General features: G+C 57.1%; 17 protein-coding genes. 10 read left to right on the top strand and 7 right to left on the bottom strand.

Annotated elements, in window-relative coordinates; all coding sequences use genetic code 11:
* Nucleotides 1-113 precede the first annotated feature (113 nt).
* A complete protein-coding gene (psiE, locus tag AA74_RS0108720) occupies nucleotides 114-524 on the top strand; it encodes a phosphate-starvation-inducible protein PsiE (protein WP_021242727.1) in 411 nt (136 codons plus the stop codon).
* A gap of 97 nt (nucleotides 525-621) precedes the next feature.
* On the opposite strand, the gene malG is transcribed toward psiE, so the two are convergent.
* From malG to malE, 3 genes are all read right to left on the bottom strand, one after another.
* Nucleotides 622-1,512 (bottom strand): maltose ABC transporter permease MalG, encoded by an 891-nt coding sequence (gene malG, locus AA74_RS0108715; RefSeq protein ID WP_008500077.1) that lies wholly within the window; start codon nucleotides 1,510-1,512, stop codon nucleotides 622-624.
* A gap of 14 nt (nucleotides 1,513-1,526) precedes the next feature.
* Nucleotides 1,527-3,071 carry a maltose ABC transporter permease MalF gene (malF, locus tag AA74_RS0108710; protein WP_025912219.1) on the bottom strand — a complete coding sequence of 515 codons (1,545 nt, stop codon included), beginning with the start codon at nucleotides 3,069-3,071 and terminating at the stop codon, nucleotides 1,527-1,529.
* Between the two features lie 121 nt (nucleotides 3,072-3,192).
* Nucleotides 3,193-4,383, bottom strand: a complete 1,191-nt coding sequence (gene malE / locus AA74_RS0108705; RefSeq protein WP_008500079.1) for a maltose/maltodextrin ABC transporter substrate-binding protein MalE — start codon at nucleotides 4,381-4,383, stop codon at nucleotides 3,193-3,195.
* A gap of 370 nt (nucleotides 4,384-4,753) precedes the next feature.
* Here malE and malK point away from each other — a divergent pair, with 370 nt between their 5' ends.
* From malK to ubiA, 5 genes are all read left to right on the top strand, one after another.
* Nucleotides 4,754-5,863: a maltose/maltodextrin ABC transporter ATP-binding protein MalK gene (gene malK / locus AA74_RS0108700; protein WP_008500080.1), complete on the top strand. Its 1,110-nt coding sequence runs from the start codon at nucleotides 4,754-4,756 to the stop codon at nucleotides 5,861-5,863.
* Between the two features lie 71 nt (nucleotides 5,864-5,934).
* Complete coding sequence (locus AA74_RS0108695; RefSeq protein WP_008500081.1) at nucleotides 5,935-7,260, top strand: maltoporin; 1,326 nt, start codon at nucleotides 5,935-5,937, stop codon at nucleotides 7,258-7,260.
* A gap of 112 nt (nucleotides 7,261-7,372) precedes the next feature.
* Nucleotides 7,373-8,326, top strand: coding sequence for a maltose operon protein MalM (malM, locus tag AA74_RS0108690; protein ID WP_025912217.1), 954 nt, complete (start codon nucleotides 7,373-7,375; stop codon nucleotides 8,324-8,326).
* Nucleotides 8,327-8,506: 180 nt separating this feature from the next.
* Nucleotides 8,507-9,004 (top strand): chorismate lyase, encoded by a 498-nt coding sequence (gene ubiC / locus AA74_RS0108685; RefSeq protein ID WP_021242729.1) that lies wholly within the window; start codon nucleotides 8,507-8,509, stop codon nucleotides 9,002-9,004.
* A 12-nt stretch (nucleotides 9,005-9,016) separates the two neighbouring features.
* Nucleotides 9,017-9,886 carry a 4-hydroxybenzoate octaprenyltransferase gene (gene ubiA, locus AA74_RS0108680; RefSeq protein ID WP_023293539.1) on the top strand — a complete coding sequence of 290 codons (870 nt, stop codon included), beginning with the start codon at nucleotides 9,017-9,019 and terminating at the stop codon, nucleotides 9,884-9,886.
* A gap of 89 nt (nucleotides 9,887-9,975) precedes the next feature.
* Here ubiA and zntA read toward each other — a convergent pair whose 3' ends face one another.
* Nucleotides 9,976-12,147: a Zn(II)/Cd(II)/Pb(II) translocating P-type ATPase ZntA gene (gene zntA / locus AA74_RS0108675; RefSeq protein WP_025912216.1), complete on the bottom strand. Its 2,172-nt coding sequence runs from the start codon at nucleotides 12,145-12,147 to the stop codon at nucleotides 9,976-9,978.
* Nucleotides 12,148-12,223: 76 nt separating this feature from the next.
* On the bottom strand, nucleotides 12,224-12,850 hold the full coding sequence (locus AA74_RS0108670) for a lysoplasmalogenase (protein WP_008500086.1): 627 nt from the start codon (nucleotides 12,848-12,850) through the stop codon (nucleotides 12,224-12,226).
* Between the two features lie 129 nt (nucleotides 12,851-12,979).
* Between AA74_RS0108670 and AA74_RS0108665 the strand changes: the two genes are divergently transcribed.
* Nucleotides 12,980-13,339: a DUF2500 domain-containing protein gene (locus AA74_RS0108665; protein WP_025912215.1), complete on the top strand. Its 360-nt coding sequence runs from the start codon at nucleotides 12,980-12,982 to the stop codon at nucleotides 13,337-13,339.
* An 82-nt stretch (nucleotides 13,340-13,421) separates the two neighbouring features.
* On the opposite strand, the gene AA74_RS0108660 is transcribed toward AA74_RS0108665, so the two are convergent.
* Nucleotides 13,422-13,703, bottom strand: a complete 282-nt coding sequence (locus AA74_RS0108660) for a DUF1145 family protein (RefSeq protein ID WP_008500088.1) — start codon at nucleotides 13,701-13,703, stop codon at nucleotides 13,422-13,424.
* Nucleotides 13,687-14,289, bottom strand: a complete 603-nt coding sequence (rsmD, locus tag AA74_RS0108655) for a 16S rRNA (guanine(966)-N(2))-methyltransferase (RefSeq protein WP_008500089.1) — start codon at nucleotides 14,287-14,289, stop codon at nucleotides 13,687-13,689. The genes AA74_RS0108660 and rsmD overlap by 17 nt, the downstream gene beginning before the upstream one ends.
* A 127-nt stretch (nucleotides 14,290-14,416) precedes the next feature.
* Between rsmD and ftsY the strand changes: the two genes are divergently transcribed.
* Genes ftsY through ftsX form a run of 3 tightly spaced genes read left to right on the top strand, consistent with a single transcriptional unit; the run spans nucleotide 14,417 to nucleotide 17,593 of the window.
* Nucleotides 14,417-15,877 carry a signal recognition particle-docking protein FtsY gene (gene ftsY / locus AA74_RS0108650; RefSeq protein WP_023345260.1) on the top strand — a complete coding sequence of 487 codons (1,461 nt, stop codon included), beginning with the start codon at nucleotides 14,417-14,419 and terminating at the stop codon, nucleotides 15,875-15,877.
* A 2-nt stretch (nucleotides 15,878-15,879) separates the two neighbouring features.
* Nucleotides 15,880-16,551 carry a cell division ATP-binding protein FtsE gene (gene ftsE, locus AA74_RS0108645; protein WP_008500091.1) on the top strand — a complete coding sequence of 224 codons (672 nt, stop codon included), beginning with the start codon at nucleotides 15,880-15,882 and terminating at the stop codon, nucleotides 16,549-16,551.
* Nucleotides 16,538-17,593, top strand: coding sequence for a permease-like cell division protein FtsX (ftsX, locus tag AA74_RS0108640; RefSeq protein WP_025912214.1), 1,056 nt, complete (start codon nucleotides 16,538-16,540; stop codon nucleotides 17,591-17,593). The genes ftsE and ftsX overlap by 14 nt, the downstream gene beginning before the upstream one ends.
* Nucleotides 17,594-17,707: the final 114 nt, after the last annotated feature.

The following is a 17,707-nucleotide window of genomic DNA, read 5'->3' as shown; positions in this document are numbered from 1 at the left end:
GCCCGGTAAGCGCAGCGCCACCGGGCGAATGCGCCAAACATAAACAAAAAATATAGATCCCCGTCACATTTTTGCGTTATACAGAAATCTCGCCCTGGAGAATGAGGTGCTGTATGACATCCCTGACTCGCCCGCGCGTTGAGTTTATCTCAACTGTCCTCCAGACCGTGCTGAACCTCGGTCTGCTGAGCCTTGGCCTGATCCTGGTCGTCTTTTTGGGTAAGGAGACGGTGCATCTGGCGGATGTGCTGTTCGCCCCTGAACAAACCAGCAAATATGCGCTGGTGGAAGGCCTGGTGGTCTACTTTCTCTACTTTGAATTTATCGCCCTGATTGTGAAGTATTTTCAGTCCGGCTTTCACTTCCCGCTGCGTTATTTTGTCTACATTGGGATCACCGCGATTGTGCGGCTGATCATCGTCGATCATAAATCCCCGCTCGATGTGCTGATCTACTCGGCGGCGATCCTGCTGCTGGTGATCACCCTCTGGCTGTGTAACTCGAAGCGGCTGAAACGCGAATAAAAAAATGGCGGCCCGGAGGCCGCCTAACAACAGTCACAAGTTGGGTCAATACAATACGTCTAAAGTTGAGGGTTGCAGTGGCATAACAAAATGAAACTTAACCTTTCACACCGCCCGCCGTCAGGCCGTTCACCAGCCAGCGCTGCGCCAGCAGGAACACCACGGTAATCGGGATGGCAGAAAGTACGGCCGCCGCGGCAAAGTCGCCCCACAGGTAGTTTTGCGGGTTGAGGTATTGCTGCATGCCGACGGCCAGGGTGTAGCTGTTCACATCACGCAGTAACAGTGAGGCAACCGGTACTTCGGTGATCGCAGCGATAAACGACAGGATAAACACTACCGCCAGAATCGGCACCGACAGCGGCAGCAGCACCAGGCGGAACGCCTGCCATGGGGTCGCGCCATCCAGCGCGGCCGCTTCTTCCAGCGAGCCGTCGATGGTTTCGAAATACCCTTTAATGGTCCACACATGCAGTGCGATACCGCCAAGGTAGGCGAAGATCACGCCGCCGTGGGTGTTCAGACCGATAAACGGAATGTACTGGCCCAGGCGGTCAAACAGGGCATACAGCGCCACCAGCGACAGCACCGCCGGGAACATCTGGAAAATCAGCATCCCTTTCAGCAGCGTCGCTTTGCCCGGGAAACGCATGCGGGCAAAGGCGTAAGCGCAGGTGGTGGACAGCGCCACGATACCAATGGCGGTAATACCTGCGATTTTCACCGAGTTCCACAGCCACAGCAGCACCGGGAACGGCGGCGGCGTGACGCGGCCATCCGCGTGTTCCACGCTGAAGCCCAGCGCGAGCTTCCAGTGCTCCCAGGAGATTTCGTCCGGGATCAGGCTCCCGGTGGCGAAGTTACCCGAACGCAGGGAGATGGCGATAACCATCAGCAGCGGGAACATGATCGCCGCGATAAAAATCAGCAGGCCCAGGTGCGTCGCCAGGAGGCGCAGTTTCTGAGATTTGGGTTGTACCATAGCCATGTTCAGTGCCCTCCTTAGTCAAATTTCATACGTGTGGCTTTCAGGTTCACAATCGCCAGGGCGCCCACCAGCAGGAAGATCAGGGTGGCAATCGCTGCCGCCAGACCGAAGTCCTGACCGCCGCCGCCTTCGAAGGCGATACGGTAGGTGTAGCTCACGAGCAGGTCGGTATAGCCTGCCGGCGTGGTGGTGCCAAGACGGTCCGGGCCGCCGTTGGTCAACAGCTGAATCAGCACGAAGTTGTTAAAGTTAAAGGCGAAGCTGGCAATCATCAGCGGGGTGAGCGGCTTGATGAGCAGCGGCAGCGTAATCTTAAAGAAGTTCTGGAACGGACCCGCGCCGTCCATCGCCGAAGCTTCGTACAGGTCATCCGGGATGGCCTTCAGCAGCCCCATGCACAGGATCATCATGTACGGATAGCCCAGCCAGGTGTTCACGATGATGATCATCGAGCGGGCGGTGGTCGGGTCGCTGAACCAGGCCGGTTTGATGCCAAACAGCGCGCTCAGCATCATGTTGATTTCACCGAAGCTCTGGTTAAACAGCCCTTTGAAAATCAGAATCGAGATAAACGACGGTACGGCATACGGCAGAATCAGCAGCACGCGGTAAATCGCTTTGCCCTTCAGGGATTCCCACTGGACCAGACAGGCCAGCACCATGCCCACGGCCACGGTCAGGATCACGGTCAGTACGGAGAAGACCACCGTCCAGACGAAGATGGCGAAGAACGGTTTCTGAATGCCTTCGTCGGTAAATACGCGGGTAAAGTTGTCCCAGCCGATGGTGACGGTATAGCCCGGGCTGAGTTTGTCATCACCCCATTTGCCGTCGGCAGTAATGGACTGATAGAAACCAATGTCGTTATTCGGACGGTACTTCACGCCGCTCTGGTTGTTGGTCAGCGTGCCGTCATCCCCCAGGGTATAGAGCGGTTGGGTGCCGGAGAACTGGCGCAGCGAGCTCATGATCACTTTGCTGTCGTCTGGCAGCACGGCGGTGAGCTGGGTCAGCGCCTGACGGTTTTGGGTAATGACGCGCAGGTTGGCACGTTCACCTTCCGGCAGGGCCTGGGCCTCTTTTAAGGCCAGCTTCTGCTCGCCGCCAAATTTGAAGGCGTCAGAGACATAGTATTTCCCGCTTGCTTCGTCAGTAAGCGCTAACTTCCATTCGTTGCCTGCGGGATACAGGCCGAAGTTAAAGGTCTTGCCTGCCTGGTATGAGCGGTCCAGCAGGACCTGCTGCGCGCGTTCCTGCGCAAGCTGGTTGGTGCTGCTGTAGTTGGTAAACGCAATGGCGACGGTACAAATCAACGGGAACAGGACAAACAGCCCCATCCCGGCCACGCCCGGGTAGACATAGCGCCAGGCATAGGCTTTACGGTTGGCGAAAATATACAGGCCAGCAGAGCTTAAAATCAGCGTCATGATGGCGAACAGATATTCCCCTTGTACGTACATTAAAACAACAAGGTAACCCACCAGCAGACACAGCAGACCGATCGCTGACCATTTCAGCGCGTCGCTTTGCCACCAGCGTTTCTTTTTAATGACATCCATGGGGTTCTTCCTCTACAACGGTGGAATCTTATCGTCAGGTGGCGCTGCGCTTACCTGACCTACGGATCGTGCCGTAGTCGTAGGGCGGGTAAGCGCACGCGCTACCCGCCGTTTTTCAGACTTACTTAGTAATACGACCCTGAGCATCTTTCAGTGCGGCATCGACAGTCTGACGACCGCTTGCAGCGTTGATAACCGCGGTACGGGTGGCGTACCAGAATGCGGCCATCTGTGGGATGTTCGGCATGATTTCGCCTTTCTGGGCGTTATCCATGGTGGCCGCGATACGTGGGTCTTTCGCCAGCTGATCCTGGAAGGATTTCAGCGCAACGGCACCCAGCGGTTTGTCCTTGTTCACTTCATCCAGACCCTGATCGGTCAGCAGGTAGTTTTCCAGGAACTCTTTCGCCAGCTCTTTGTTCGGGCTGGCGGCGTTGATGCCTGCGCTCAGCACGCCAACGAACGGTTTAGACGGCTTGCCTTTGAAGGTTGGCAGCAGCGTCACGCCGTAATTGACTTTGCTCTTGTCGATGTTGGTCCAGGCCCACGGACCGTTGATGGTCATCGCGGTTTCGCCTTTGTTGAACGCCGCTTCCGCGATGGAGTAATCGGTATCCGCGTTCATGTGTTTGTTCTTGATCAGGTCGACCAGGAAGGTCAGGCCCGCTTTCGCGCCCGCGCTGTCGACGCCCACGTCTTTCACGTCGTATTTGCCGTTTTCAAACTTGAACGCGTAACCGCCGTCGGCAGCAATCAGCGGCCAGGTGAAGTACGGCTCTTGCAGGTTGAACATCAGGGCGGATTTACCTTTCGCCTTCAGCTCTTTATCCAGTTTCGGGATCTCTTCCCAGGTTTTCGGTGGGTTAGGGACCAGGTCTTTGTTGTAAATCAGAGACAGGGCTTCAACCGCGACAGGGTAAGCGATCAGCTTGCCGTTATAGCGAACGGCGTCCCAGGTGAACGGGAACAGTTTGTCCTGGAACGCTTTGTCCGGGGTGACTTCAGCCAGCAGGCCAGACTGTGCGTAACCGCCAAAACGGTCATGCGCCCAGAAGATGATGTCCGGGCCGTCGCCGGTTGCCGCAACCTGCGGGAATTTCTCTTCCAGTTTGTCCGGGTGCTCTACGGTCACTTTGATGCCGGTGTCTTTCTCGAATTTTTTGCCCACTTCGGCCAGGCCGTTATAGCCCTTGTCGCCGTTAATCCAGATAACCAGCTTGCCTTCTTCAATTTTGGCGAGCGCCGGTGCGGAAATCATCATTGCTGCAAGGGCGGACAATGCGAAAACGCGTGCGCCAGTCTTGATATTCATATCTGCCATCCTTTTTGGTGATGTCTCGTGGTATGACTTCAGTGGTTCAACGTGACTCAGTCTCCTTATTTGACATCCTCTTTCCATCCTCCCAACCCCTACGCCCCACCCCCCGTTTGTGTGATCTCCGTTGCATAAATTTAAGTTATGAGTGCTGGCGCACATAAAAACGCACTGAATTTTGCAGGCGGCTTCACGAATTTTGCCTCAGCCCGCCCACGCCGGTCGCAGAGCCTGCTCTCTCATCCTCCCGCCTCCTCCCCCATAAAAAAGCCGGGGGGTGGAGGATTCGTGAAAGTAATGGATCCCCCATAGTCACCTTATCTTGAATGTTTCTGTCGGTGACAGGTTGTAACGAAGGGAGAAGGGCATGGCGAGCGTACAGCTGCGTAATGTAACGAAAGCCTGGGGTGACGTTGTGGTGTCGAAAGACATCAATCTGGACATCCACGAAGGTGAATTCGTGGTATTTGTCGGCCCATCAGGCTGCGGTAAATCAACCCTGCTGCGTATGATTGCCGGTCTTGAAACCATCACCAGCGGCGACCTGCTGATCGGTGATACCCGAATGAATGACATCCCGCCTGCCGAACGTGGCGTAGGCATGGTGTTCCAGTCTTATGCACTCTATCCCCATCTTTCCGTCGCCGAGAACATGTCCTTTGGTTTGAAGCTGGCCGGCGCAAAGAAAGAGGTGATTAACCAGCGCGTGACGCAGGTGGCGGAAGTGTTACAGCTGGCGCACCTGCTGGAGCGTAAGCCGAAAGCGCTTTCCGGCGGTCAGCGTCAGCGTGTGGCGATTGGCCGTACCTTGGTCGCCGAGCCGCGCGTCTTCCTGCTCGACGAACCGCTTTCCAACCTGGATGCCGCCCTGCGCGTCCAGATGCGTATCGAAATCTCCCGTCTGCACAAGCGTCTTGGCCGCACGATGATTTACGTCACCCACGATCAGGTCGAAGCGATGACCCTCGCCGACAAAATCGTGGTGCTGGATGCCGGTCGCGTGGCGCAGGTGGGCAAACCGCTGGAGCTGTATCACTACCCGGCAGACCGCTTTGTTGCGGGCTTCATTGGCTCGCCAAAGATGAACTTCCTGCCCGTCAAAGTGACCGCGACAGCCATTGAACAGGTACAGGTGGAGCTGCCAAACCGCCAGCAGGTGTGGCTGCCGGTCGACAGCGCCAACGTACAGGTGGGGGCAAACATGTCCCTCGGTATTCGTCCTGAGCATTTACTGCCGAGCCACATTGCCGATGTGACGCTGGAAGGTGAGGTTCAGGTCGTCGAACAGCTTGGTCACGAAACACAGATTCATATCCAGATCCCCGCCATCCGTCAGAACCTGGTCTACCGCCAGAATGACGTGGTGTTGGTAGAAGAGGGTGCCACATTCGCTATCGGCTTGCCGCCAGAGCGCTGCCATCTGTTCCGTGAGGATGGCACCGCATGTCGTCGGTTGCACAAAGAGCCAGGCGTTTAAGCAATCCCAAAAGAAGACACGAAACCGACAGGTGAAGTGTTCAAAGAAAAGCAATGATCTCAGGAGATAGAATGATGATTACTCTGCGCAAACTTCCTCTGGCAGTTGCCGTCGCAGCGGGCGTAATGTCTGCTCAGGCACTGGCCGTGGATTTCCATGGTTATGCTCGTTCCGGTATCGGCTGGACGGGTAGTGGCGGCGAACAGCAGTGCTTCCAGGCAACCGGTGCCCAAAGTAAATACCGTCTGGGTAACGAATGTGAAACCTATGCGGAACTGAAGCTGGGCCAGGAAGTGTGGAAAGAAGGCGACAAGAGCTTCTACTTCGACACCAACGTAGCGTACTCCGTGGCGCAACAGAACGACTGGGAAGCTACCGACCCGGCGTTCCGTGAAGCCAACGTGCAGGGTAAAAACCTGATTGAGTGGCTGCCAGGTTCCACCATCTGGGCCGGTAAGCGCTTCTATCAGCGTCATGACGTTCACATGATCGACTTCTACTACTGGGATATTTCAGGTCCTGGTGCCGGTATCGAAAACGTCGATCTGGGCTTCGGTAAACTGTCTCTGGCAGCGACCCGTTCTCAGGAAGCAGGCGGCTCATACATCTTCACCAGCAACGATATCTATCATGACTTCAAAGACACCGCTAACGACGTCTTCGATGTGCGCTTAGCGCAGATGGAAATCAACCCGGGCGGCACGCTGGAGTTGGGTGTTGACTATGGCCGAGCTAACAAAACTGACGGTTACAGCTTCGCTGACGGCGCATCTAAAGATGGCTGGATGTTCACCGCTGAACATACCCAGAGCATGCTGAAAGGCTACAACAAGTTTGTTGTCCAGTACGCTACCGATGCAATGACCACTCAGGGCAAAGGTATTCCGCAGGGTTCCTTCACCGGCAACAACTATGACAAAGACGCTGAAATTGGTGTTGTAAATAACAAGATTAACAACAACGGTTCCCTGGTTCGTATTCTCGACCACGGTGCGATCTCTCTGGGTGACAGCTGGGATCTGATGTACGTCGGTATGTATCAGGATATCGATCGTGACGACAACAACGGTACGACCTGGTACACCGTGGGTGTGCGCCCAATGTATAAATGGACGCCAATCATGAGCACCTTGCTTGAAGTTGGCTACGACAACGTTAAGTCGCAGAAAACTGACGATACCAACAACCAGTACAAAATTACCCTTGCACAGCAATGGCAGGCCGGTAACAGCATCTGGTCCCGTCCAGCGATCCGTGTCTTCGCAACTTACGCGAAGTGGGATGAGAAATGGGGTTATGACAACGGCATTGCAAAAAGCGATACCAAAGCCACAACCTACAGCCGTGGTGACAACGATGAGTGGTCCTTCGGCGCCCAGATGGAAATCTGGTGGTAATCCCGTCTTAATCTGACGTAATGACCAAACTGAGGGGCGCAAGCCCCTCAATCCTTGGGACGGCGCGCTATTGCCTGGCTACCGCTGACCTGTGCATTTTGAGGTGATAACAATGAAAATGAACAAAACTCTCCTTGCCCTTTGTTTATCCGCAGGGTTGCTGGCGAGCGCGCCTGCTGTAACGCTCGCTAATGTGAATTTCGTTCCGCAAAACACAACATCCGCGCCGGCCATTCCGGCAGCTGCGTTGCAACAGCTGGTCTGGACGCCTGTCGATCAATCTAAAGCCCAAACGACCCAGCTCTCGACGGGTGGGCAGCCGCTTAATGTTCCGGGTATTAGTGGTCCGGTGGTCGCGTACAGCGTGCCCGCTAACATTGGCGAACTGACGTTAACGCTCTCCAGTGAAGTCAATAAACAGACCAGCGTCTTTGCGCCGAACGTGCTGATTCTTGACCAGAACATGACGCCTTCTGCGTTCTTCCCGAGCGAATATTTTACCTATCAGGAACCGGGTGTCATGAGCGCCGATCGCCTGGAAGGGGTAATGCGCCTGACGCCTGCGCTGGGTCAGCAGAAAATTTATGTACTCGTCTTCACCACGGAAAAAGATTTGCAGCAAACCACCACGCTGCTTGATCCTGCGAAGGCCTATGCCAAAGGCGTAGGTAACGCCGCACCGGATATCCCGGATCCGATCGCCCGCCACACCACTGACGGCCTTGTGAAGCTGAAAGTGTCGACCAGCAGTGCGTCCAGCGTCCTGGTCGGCCCGCTGTTTGGCTCCTCCGGTACCGGCCCTGTCACCGTGGGCAACACCGCTGCGCCTGCCTATACTGCGCCAGCTTCCACGGCAGCCGCACCGGTAGCGACCGCAGCGCCGGCCCCGGCGAAGAAAGCGGAGCCGGTACTGAATGACACCGAAGAATACTTCAACAATGCCATCAAGCAGGCGGTGAAGCGCGGCGATGTCGATAAAGCGCTGAAGCTGCTTGATGAAGCCGAACGTTTAGGTTCAACCACTGCCCGTTCCACCTTTATCAGCAGTGTAAAAGGCAAGGGGTAACCGTTTCCCCACAATGCTGATTTGTTAGTCGTTTGGTGCGCCTGAGTGGGCGCACTTTTTTTCGTCTCCGCCGGGCTGTTGCACTCTTGTTGCGATCGTGATCGTTAAATAACGTTTGGCCCCCCTCAATCCGCGTTTCTGCGATACAATGCCTGTACGTTATGTATCGGAGAGTCTGGCATGTCACACCCTGCGCTAACGCAACTGCGTGCGCTGCGCTATTTCGACCAAATACCTGCGCTTGATCCGCAGCAGCTGGACTGGCTGTTGCTGGAAGATTCCATGACAAAACGTTTTGAGCAGCAGGGAAAAACGGTCACGGTGACCCTGATTCAGGAAGGGTTTGTCTCTGGCGATGAGATCGCCAACGAGCTGCCGCTGCTGCCGCACGAGCCACGTTACTGGCTGCGTGAAATTTTACTCTGCGCTGACGGCGAGCCGTGGCTTGCCGGACGGACGGTGGTGCCCGAGTCCACTTTGTCCGGGCCCGAGCTGGCGCTGCAACGTCTGGGGAAAACGCCGCTGGGGCGTTACCTTTTCACCTCGTCTGAGCTTACCCGGGATTTTATTGAGATTGGTCGTGATGCTGAACTTTGGGGGCGTCGTTCCCGCCTTCGCCTGAGCGGTAAACCGTTAATTCTGACGGAGCTTTTTTTACCGGCATCACCGTTGTACTAAGAGGAAGAAAAAATGGAGTGGAGCCTGACGCAGAATAAGCTGTTGGCGTATCACCGCTTAATGCGTACCGATAAACCGATTGGCGCGTTGCTGCTGCTGTGGCCGACCTTATGGGCGCTGTGGGTCGCCACGCCGGGCGTGCCGCCGCTGTGGATCCTGGGCGTGTTTGTTGCTGGCGTCTGGCTGATGCGCGCAGCGGGCTGCGTGGTCAATGATTATGCCGATCGTAAATTCGACGGCCATGTTAAACGTACTGCCGGTCGTCCGTTACCCAGCGGGCAGGTGACCGGGAAAGAAGCCCGCGTGCTGTTTGCTGTTCTGGTGCTGCTCTCTTTCCTGCTGGTGTTAACCCTGAACACCATGACCATACTGCTTTCCGTTGCGGCGCTGGCACTGGCCTGGGTTTATCCGTTTATGAAGCGCTATACCCACCTGCCTCAGGTGGTACTGGGCGCAGCGTTTGGCTGGTCGATTCCAATGGCGTTTGCGGCAGTTAGTGAGTCCTTACCGCTCAGCTGCTGGCTGATGTTCCTGGCGAACATACTTTGGGCCGTGGCTTACGACACGCAATACGCGATGGTTGACCGCGACGATGACCTGAAAATTGGCATCAAATCCACCGCCATCCTCTTTGGCCGTCAGGACAAGCTGATTATCGGGATTCTGCAGGTCGCCGTGCTGGCGCTGATGGTGGCGATTGGCCGCCTGAACGGGCTGAACTGGGCGTTTTACTGGTCGGTGCTGGTGGCAGGGCTGCTGTTTGCGTACCAGCAAAAGCTGATTGCGAAGCGCGAACGCGACGCCTGCTTCAAGGCGTTTATGAACAATAACTACGTCGGTCTGGTGCTGTTTTTAGGCCTGGCGATGAGCTACTTCTTATAAAAAAAGCCGGGTGGCGGCTTCGCCTTACCCGGCCTACGTTTTAGCAGGATATGTAGGCCCGGTAAGCGTTAGCGCCACCGGGCGTTTTTTTACCGGCGACGCAGCAGCCGCAGCGCGTTCGCCGTCACCAGCACCGTCGCGCCGGTATCCGCCAGCACCGCCAGCCACAGTCCGGTCATGCCGAGCAGGGTGGTCACCAGGAAAATCCCCTTCAGCCCCAGCGCGATGCCGATGTTCTGGCGGATGTTGGCACGCGTCGCCCGCGCAAGATCGATCATCTGCGCCAGTCCGGTCAGGCGGTTGTGGGTCAGCGCCGCGTCCGCCGTCTCTAGCGCCACGTCGGTGCCGCTGCCCATCGCAATGCCGATGGTGGACGCCTTCATCGCCGGGGCATCGTTAATCCCGTCTCCGACCATCGCCAGCGGGGCGTGCGCGTTCAGCTCCGTTACCGCGCTGACCTTATCCGCCGGCAGTAATCCGGCTTTAAACGCCAGCCCCAGCTCACCGGCAATCGCTGCCGCCGCGCGAGGGTTATCGCCGGTGAGAATCACGCCCTGCACGCCCAGCTGATGCAGCGCCGCCACGGCTTCTTTTGCGTCATCGCGCAGGGTGTCGCGCAGCGCCAGCATCCCTTTTGCGACGCCGTCCTGCATGACGGTCACGACAGTTTGTCCGGTCTGTTCTAACGCCTCCACCTCAGGATGAGAAGACTTGCCCGCCGCGACAATCAGTACCTTTTTACCGTCAACGGTGGCCTCAATCCCGGAGCCTACCAGCGCCCGCTGAGCGGTTGCCGGTGGGATATTCAGCCCGCGCGACTGCGCTTCTCGCACAATCGCCAGCGCCAGCGTGTGAGTGGAACCCTGCTCTACGGCGGCGGCCAGGATCAGCAGTTCGTCTTCACTGATTTCCTGCGGATACACACCGGTCACCTGCGGCTTGCCGACGGTCAGCGTACCGGTTTTATCGAAGGCGATATGCTGGATCTGGCTCAGCTGCTCCAGCGCCGCGCCGCCCTTAATCAACGCGCCGCGACGTGCCGCCGCCGCCAGGCCGGAGGTAATGGCCGCCGGGGTGGAGATGACCAGCGCGCACGGGCAGCCGATCAGCAGTAGCGTCAGCCCTTTATAAATCCAGCCCTCCCACAGCGCGCCAAAGAACAGCGGTGGGACGACGGTGACCAGCAGGGCAACCAGCATAATGGCGGGCGTGTAGATGCGGCTGAAGCGGTCGATAAAGCGTTCGACCGGCGCGCGGCGCTCTTCGGCCTCTTCAATCAGCTTCAGGATGCGGTCGATGGCGCTTTCACCCGGCTCGGAAAGCACGGTGAGCTGCACCAGACGGTCGACGCTGGTGGCGCCAGCAGGCACTTTTTCACCTGCGGCACGTTCAACCGGAATGGACTCACCGGTCAGGGCACTTTCATCAAAGCTCGCGGTGGCGGTAAGCAGCGCGCCGTCGGCAGGCAGGCGTCCGCCTGCCGCAACTTCTATCACGTCGCCCGGACGCAGGGTCGTGATGGCGACCGTTTCACGCGTGCCGTTTACTACGCGCGTGGCGGTTTCCGGCTTCAGCGCCATCAGCGCGCTGACCCCTTTACGCGCCCGGCTCGCCGCCCAGCCCTCAAGACGTTCACCGATTAAGAACAGCAGCAATACCATCGCCGCTTCTGCCGTCGCGCCAATAAACAGCGCGCCGATGGCCGCCACGCTCATCAGCGTTTCAATGGCGAACCAGCTGCCGCTTTTCATCAGACGCAGCGCCTGGCGGGCAATCGGGAACAGCCCGACCAGCGTGGTGGCGATAAACGCCAGGTTGCCGAACGGATGGTTGATCTGTTCCAGCCCCCAGCTCAGGGCCATCATGATGATCAGGGTAATGAGCGGCAGGTTTTCTTTCAGTGAAGAGGTTTTTTCCGCGGGCGCGGCTTCACTACGCAGGCTGTAACCCGCCTTGCTTACCGCGTCTTCAACCTGTTTGCTGACGTCGTTATCGGCGCTAACCAGCAGCTTTTCGGTGGCGAACAGCACCTGAACGTGGCTGACGCCCGGCACCTGTTTCACCGCATTTTCCACTTTGCGGGCGCAGGCGGCGCAGTCCATGCCGTTAACGACCCAGCTGTAGCGGTTGCCGCTTTCAGGAAGCGTTTGAGTTTGCGTTTCGCACGCGCCTTCGCAGCAGCAGTCGTCTTTCGACGGAACGGGACTGAGCTTAAGCGCCGAGAATTGAGGGACTTTTTTGGGTGTTTCTGGAGTCGACATGGCAGTCTCCGGCAATGATAATTTTCTCATTAACCGCAGCATACACTCTGGAGTCGACTCCAGAGTCAAGCGTTATTTAGATATACAGCGAACGCACAATCAGGAAGTGCCCGGCAAAGTAACAGGCGGCGGCAATCGCGTTATCCGCCCGGAAACGGCGGCGATAGTGGCTGCCCAGCCACACGATATTCCCAATCAGCAGCAGCGCGGCCCCGAAGAACGCGGACATCGCCGGAGCGGTCGGACGGAAGAACCACAGTTCACCTGCCAGCCATACCATCACCAGCGTCATGGCGATAAACGTGCAGATCGGCAACCGCATCTCTTCCAGACGCGACCAGATCACCGCGATCAGCAGGGCACCAATCACCAGCAGGACCAGCGGCAGCGGCCAGAAGAAAGAGAGCGTCATCTGGCTGGCGAAGTAGATGGTATACAGCAGATGCGACAGGAAAAATGCCCCTACGGCATACAGCAGGCGCTGGCGCGGCAGCAGGGTTAAGGCATCGCCAATCAGAGAGGCGCACAGCCCGGCGAGGACCAGATAGCTGACGGCATTAAACATCGGTGCTTGCCAGGCCAGCAGCAACAGGAGCAACAGCGTGACGGGTTTAAACAGCCAGCGCTGCCAGGTGGGACCACGGTACGACGCATCGACATAAAGCCATGCGGAAAAACAGACAGCGATAAATGACCAAAGCATATTAACTCCCTGTATCTGTTAAGTCTGAATAATCAGTTTCTGATCCAGTGTAGTGACGCGGGCGGGCGTTTGGCAATGCCGGGGAAGGCAGGGTATCCTGAATTCCGCATAATCTGATGGGATAGTTGAATGAGCAAGATGCCGCTGTTTTTCATTATCGTGGTGGCGATTATCGTCATTGCCGCCTCGTTCCGCTTCGTGCAGCAGCGCCGCGAGAAGGCGGATAACGATGCCGCGCTGCTGATGCAAAAGCGCGTGGTAGTGACGAACAAACGCGAAAAGCCGCTCAATGACCGCCGCTCGCGCCAGCAGCAGGTGACGCCTGCGGGCACAACAATGCGTTATGAAGCGAGCTTTAAGCCGGAAACGGGCGGCCTGGAGATGACCTTCCGCCTGGAGGCGCAGCAGTACCACCAGCTGACGGTGGGGGAAAAAGGAACGCTGAGTTACAAAGGATCGCGGTTTGAGGGGTTTGTTCCGGAGTTGTAACGCCGGGCGGCACTGCGTTTGCCCGGCCTACGTGGTTTCGTAGGCCCGGTAAGCGAAGCGCCGCCGGGCGACTAAACGCACCTTACTTCTTCACCTGCGCCTTAAACTTCTTCATCCACACCAGCAGCTCAAACACGCCGAAAATAAACACGCGCAGCTGCTGCCAGCCCGTCATCTGCGGGCCGTCTTTCGGCAGACCGTTTTTCAGCATCACCATCTGCAGGGCGTGCATGAACGAGGTGAAAATCAGCGCCACGTTAACAAAAATATTCATCGGGCGCGGGAACGGGTGCACCAGGTTGAGCAGCAAAAACGCCCAGACGCCCAGCATCAGCAGACGTCCCAGATTAATCAGTACCGGCATCGGATCCTCCTTGTGCCTGACGGTGATACAGACGATAAGCAACCTGACCTGCCACTTTTTCACGGTGCAGATCCCAGTGAGCGGGAACCGGCGGCAAACCGTTTTCCACTTCGCTTTCCACGTAAATCAATGCGTCATCCGCCAGCCAGCCGTTTTGCTCCAGCAGGGATAACGTTTCTTCCAGCAGCCCCTTGCGGAACGGCGGGTCGACAAACACCACGGTGTGCGGCGTGCCCTTTTGCGCGAGGAAGCTCAGCGTGTTGGTGTTCACCACTTTCGCGTTGCTCGCTTTCAGCGTCGCCAGATTTTGCTGCAGCGTCTGCGCCACGCCGCGCTCCATCTCCAGCAGCGTGGCGCTGGCAGCATAGCGCGACAGCGCTTCCAGCCCGAGCGCGCCGCTACCGGCGAAGCAGTCCAGGCAGCGGGCGTCTACCATTGACGGGGCCAGCCAGTTAAACAGCGTCTCGCGCACGCGGTCGGTAGTAGGGCGTAAACCGGGGCTGTCCGGCACCGGTAATTTCCGGCCTCGCCACTGACCGCCGATAATACGAATTTGACCGGCCGGGGCGCGGTTGGGTTTCTTCATCTCAGGAAAGCTCTGTTAACAATTGGCCTGCGATTGCGGGCGGTGATGTCAATTAAGTAAAGTGTTAGACTATTTCATCATTTTTTTAGCTTCCATGTATATAGCGCCGCGAGGAGTGTAGTCGCAGATGGCAAAACAAAAAAAACGTGGCTTCTTTTCCTGGCTGGGCTTCGGTGAAAAAGAGCAAGAAACAGAACAGAAAACCGAAGAGCAACAAGCCGTTGAAGAGCCATCGCAGCCTGAAACGCCAGTAGAAACCGCCGCGGTTGTCGATGCGGAAGAAACGGCGCACAGCAAAGAAGAGGTTGAAACCTTTGCTGAAGAGGTGGTTGAGGTCACTGAACAGGTTCAGGAGAGCGAGAAGCCAGAACCGGTTGTCGTAGAAGCCGCTATCGAAGCGCCACAGGCCGCTATCGAACACGAAGAGCTTCCGCTGCCGGAAGAGGTCAAAGACGAAGCGGTGTCTGCCGAAGAGTGGCAGGCCGAAGCGGAAACCGTTGAAATCGTTGAGGCGGTGGAAGAAGAAGCGGCGCTCGAGCCGGAGCTAACCGACGAAGAGCTGGAAGCCCAGGCGCTGGCGGCGGAAGCGGCTGAAGAAGCGGTCATCGTTGTGCCGGTAGAAGAGCAGGCCGAAGAAGAGATCGTTCAGGAGCAGGAAAAACCGACCAAAGAGGGTTTCTTCGCGCGCCTGAAGCGCAGCCTGCTTAAAACCAAAGAAAACTTAGGTTCCGGATTTATCAGTCTGTTCCGCGGCAAGAAGATCGACGACGATCTGTTTGAAGAGCTGGAAGAGCAACTGCTGATTGCGGACGTTGGGGTGGAAACCACCCGTAAGATCATTGCCAATCTGACCGAAGGGGCGAGCCGCAAGCAATTGCGTGACGCCGAAGCGCTGTACGGCCTGCTGAAAGACGAGATGGGTGAAATTCTCGCAAAAGTTGACGAACCGCTTAATATTGAAGGCAAAACGCCATTTGTTATTCTGATGGTTGGCGTGAACGGCGTGGGTAAAACCACCACCATCGGCAAGCTGGCGCGTCAGTTCGAGCAGCAGGGCAAATCGGTGATGCTGGCGGCGGGCGATACCTTCCGTGCGGCGGCGGTTGAGCAGCTGCAGGTCTGGGGCCAGCGCAACAACATCCCGGTGATTGCTCAGCATACCGGCGCGGATTCCGCATCCGTGATCTTTGACGCCATCCAGGCGGCGAAGGCGCGCAACGTGGACGTGCTGATTGCCGATACCGCAGGGCGTTTGCAGAACAAATCGCACCTGATGGAAGAGCTGAAGAAGATCGTTCGCGTCATGAAGAAGCTGGACGAAGACGCACCGCATGAAATTATGCTGACCATTGATGCCAGCACCGGACAAAACGCCATCAGCCAGGCAAAACTGTTCCATGAAGCGGTAGGACTGACGGGAATCACGCTGACCAAACTGGACGGCACCGCGAAAGGCGGGGTGATCTTCTCCGTGGCCGACCAGTTCGGCATTCCTATCCGTTACATCGGTGTGGGCGAGCGTATTGAGGATTTACGTCCGTTTAAGGCGGACGACTTTATTGAGGCATTATTTGCCCGAGAGGACTAACAATGATTCGCTTTGAACACGTCAGCAAGGCCTATCTCGGTGGGAGACAAGCGCTGCAGGGGGTGACCTTCCACCTGCAGCCGGGCGAGATGGCATTCCTGACCGGCCATTCCGGCGCGGGGAAAAGTACCCTGCTCAAGCTTATCTGTGGGATCGAGCGGCCAAGCGCCGGAAAAATCTTTTTCAGCGGCCATGAGATCAGCCGTCTGAAAAACCGTGAGGTGCCGTTCCTGCGTCGTCAGATCGGCATGATTTTCCAGGATCACCACCTGCTGATGGATCGCACCGTTTTCGATAACGTGGCCATTCCGCTGATTATTGCCGGCGCCAGCTATGACGATATCCGCCGCCGCGTCTCTGCGGCGCTGGATAAGGTCGGGCTACTGGACAAAGCGAAGAACTTCCCGATCCAGCTCTCCGGCGGTGAACAGCAGCGCGTGGGCATCGCCCGCGCGGTGGTGAACAAGCCTGCTGTGCTGCTGGCGGATGAACCGACCGGTAACCTGGACGATGCCCTGTCAGAAGGGATTTTGCGTCTGTTTGAGGAGTTTAACCGCGTAGGGGTTACCGTATTGATGGCAACGCACGACATCGGGCTGATTTCCCGTCGTTCGTACCGCATGCTGACCCTGAGCGACGGGCATTTGCACGGAGGCCACGGTGAACAAGCGTGATGCAATAAACCAGATTCGGCAGTTCGGGAACCGGTTTGACCGTTTCCGTAAGCCGCAGGGCGGGGGTGACGGCAATCGTAATGCGCCGAAGCGCCAGAAGGCCGCGCCAAAACCGGCCTCCCGCAAAACCAACGTCTTTAACGAGCAGGTGCGCTACGCGTTCCACGGCGCGCTGCAGGACCTGAAAAGCAAACCGCTGGCGACGTTCCTGACGGTGATGGTAATCGCCATCTCCCTGACGCTGCCAAGCGTCTGCTACATGGTTTACAAGAACGTCAACCAGGCGGCGTCGCAGTATTATCCGTCTCCGCAGATCACGGTCTATCTGGATAAAGCGCTCGACGATAACGCGGCGGCGCAGGTGGTTGGGCAAATTCAGGCCGAGCAGGGCGTGGAGAAGGTCAACTATCTTTCACGTGAAGACGCGCTGGGCGAGTTCCGCAACTGGTCAGGCTTTGGCGGTGCGCTGGATATGCTTGAAGAGAACCCGCTGCCCGCCGTGGCGGTGGTGATCCCGAAGCTGGATTTCCAGGGGACCGATTCGCTTAACACCCTGCGCGATCGCATCACGCGCATTAAGGGCATTGATGAAGTGCGCATGGATGACAGCTGGTTTGCGCGTCTCGCTGCTTTGACCGGGCTGGTAGGCCGCATCGCGGCGATGATTGGCGTGCTGATGGTGGCGGCGGTCTTCCTCGTCATCGGCAACAGCGTACGCCTGAGCATCTTCGCTCGTCGCGATACCATCAACGTGCAGAAACTGATTGGTGCGACGGATGGCTTCATCCTCCGACCGTTCCTTTACGGTGGCGCACTGCTCGGTTTTTCCGGCGCATTTCTTTCACTGATATTGTCAGAAATTTTGGTGATGCGGCTTTCCTCTGCCGTGACTGAAGTGGCGCAGGTTTTCGGAACGAAGTTTGATATCAGTGGCTTAGGGTTCGATGAGTGCCTGTTACTGTTGCTGGTGTGTTCGATGATTGGGTGGGTGGCAGCGTGGCTGGCAACCGTTCAACATTTACGTCACTTTACTCCCGACTAATAAAAGCGTGATATAATCTTTCCCTGCACCGAGATGTTCGCTCTGCAGGGAAAGCGTCCCTGTTGTCTCTTCCCCTGTTATCATCTCCATGTCACATTTTGTGCGTAATTTATT

The organism is Enterobacter sp. 5-4, from assembly GCF_000612205.1.
GTDB classification, from domain to species: domain Bacteria; phylum Pseudomonadota; class Gammaproteobacteria; order Enterobacterales; family Enterobacteriaceae; genus Enterobacter; species Enterobacter roggenkampii.
This window is presented reverse-complemented; position numbering and strand designations above follow the sequence as displayed.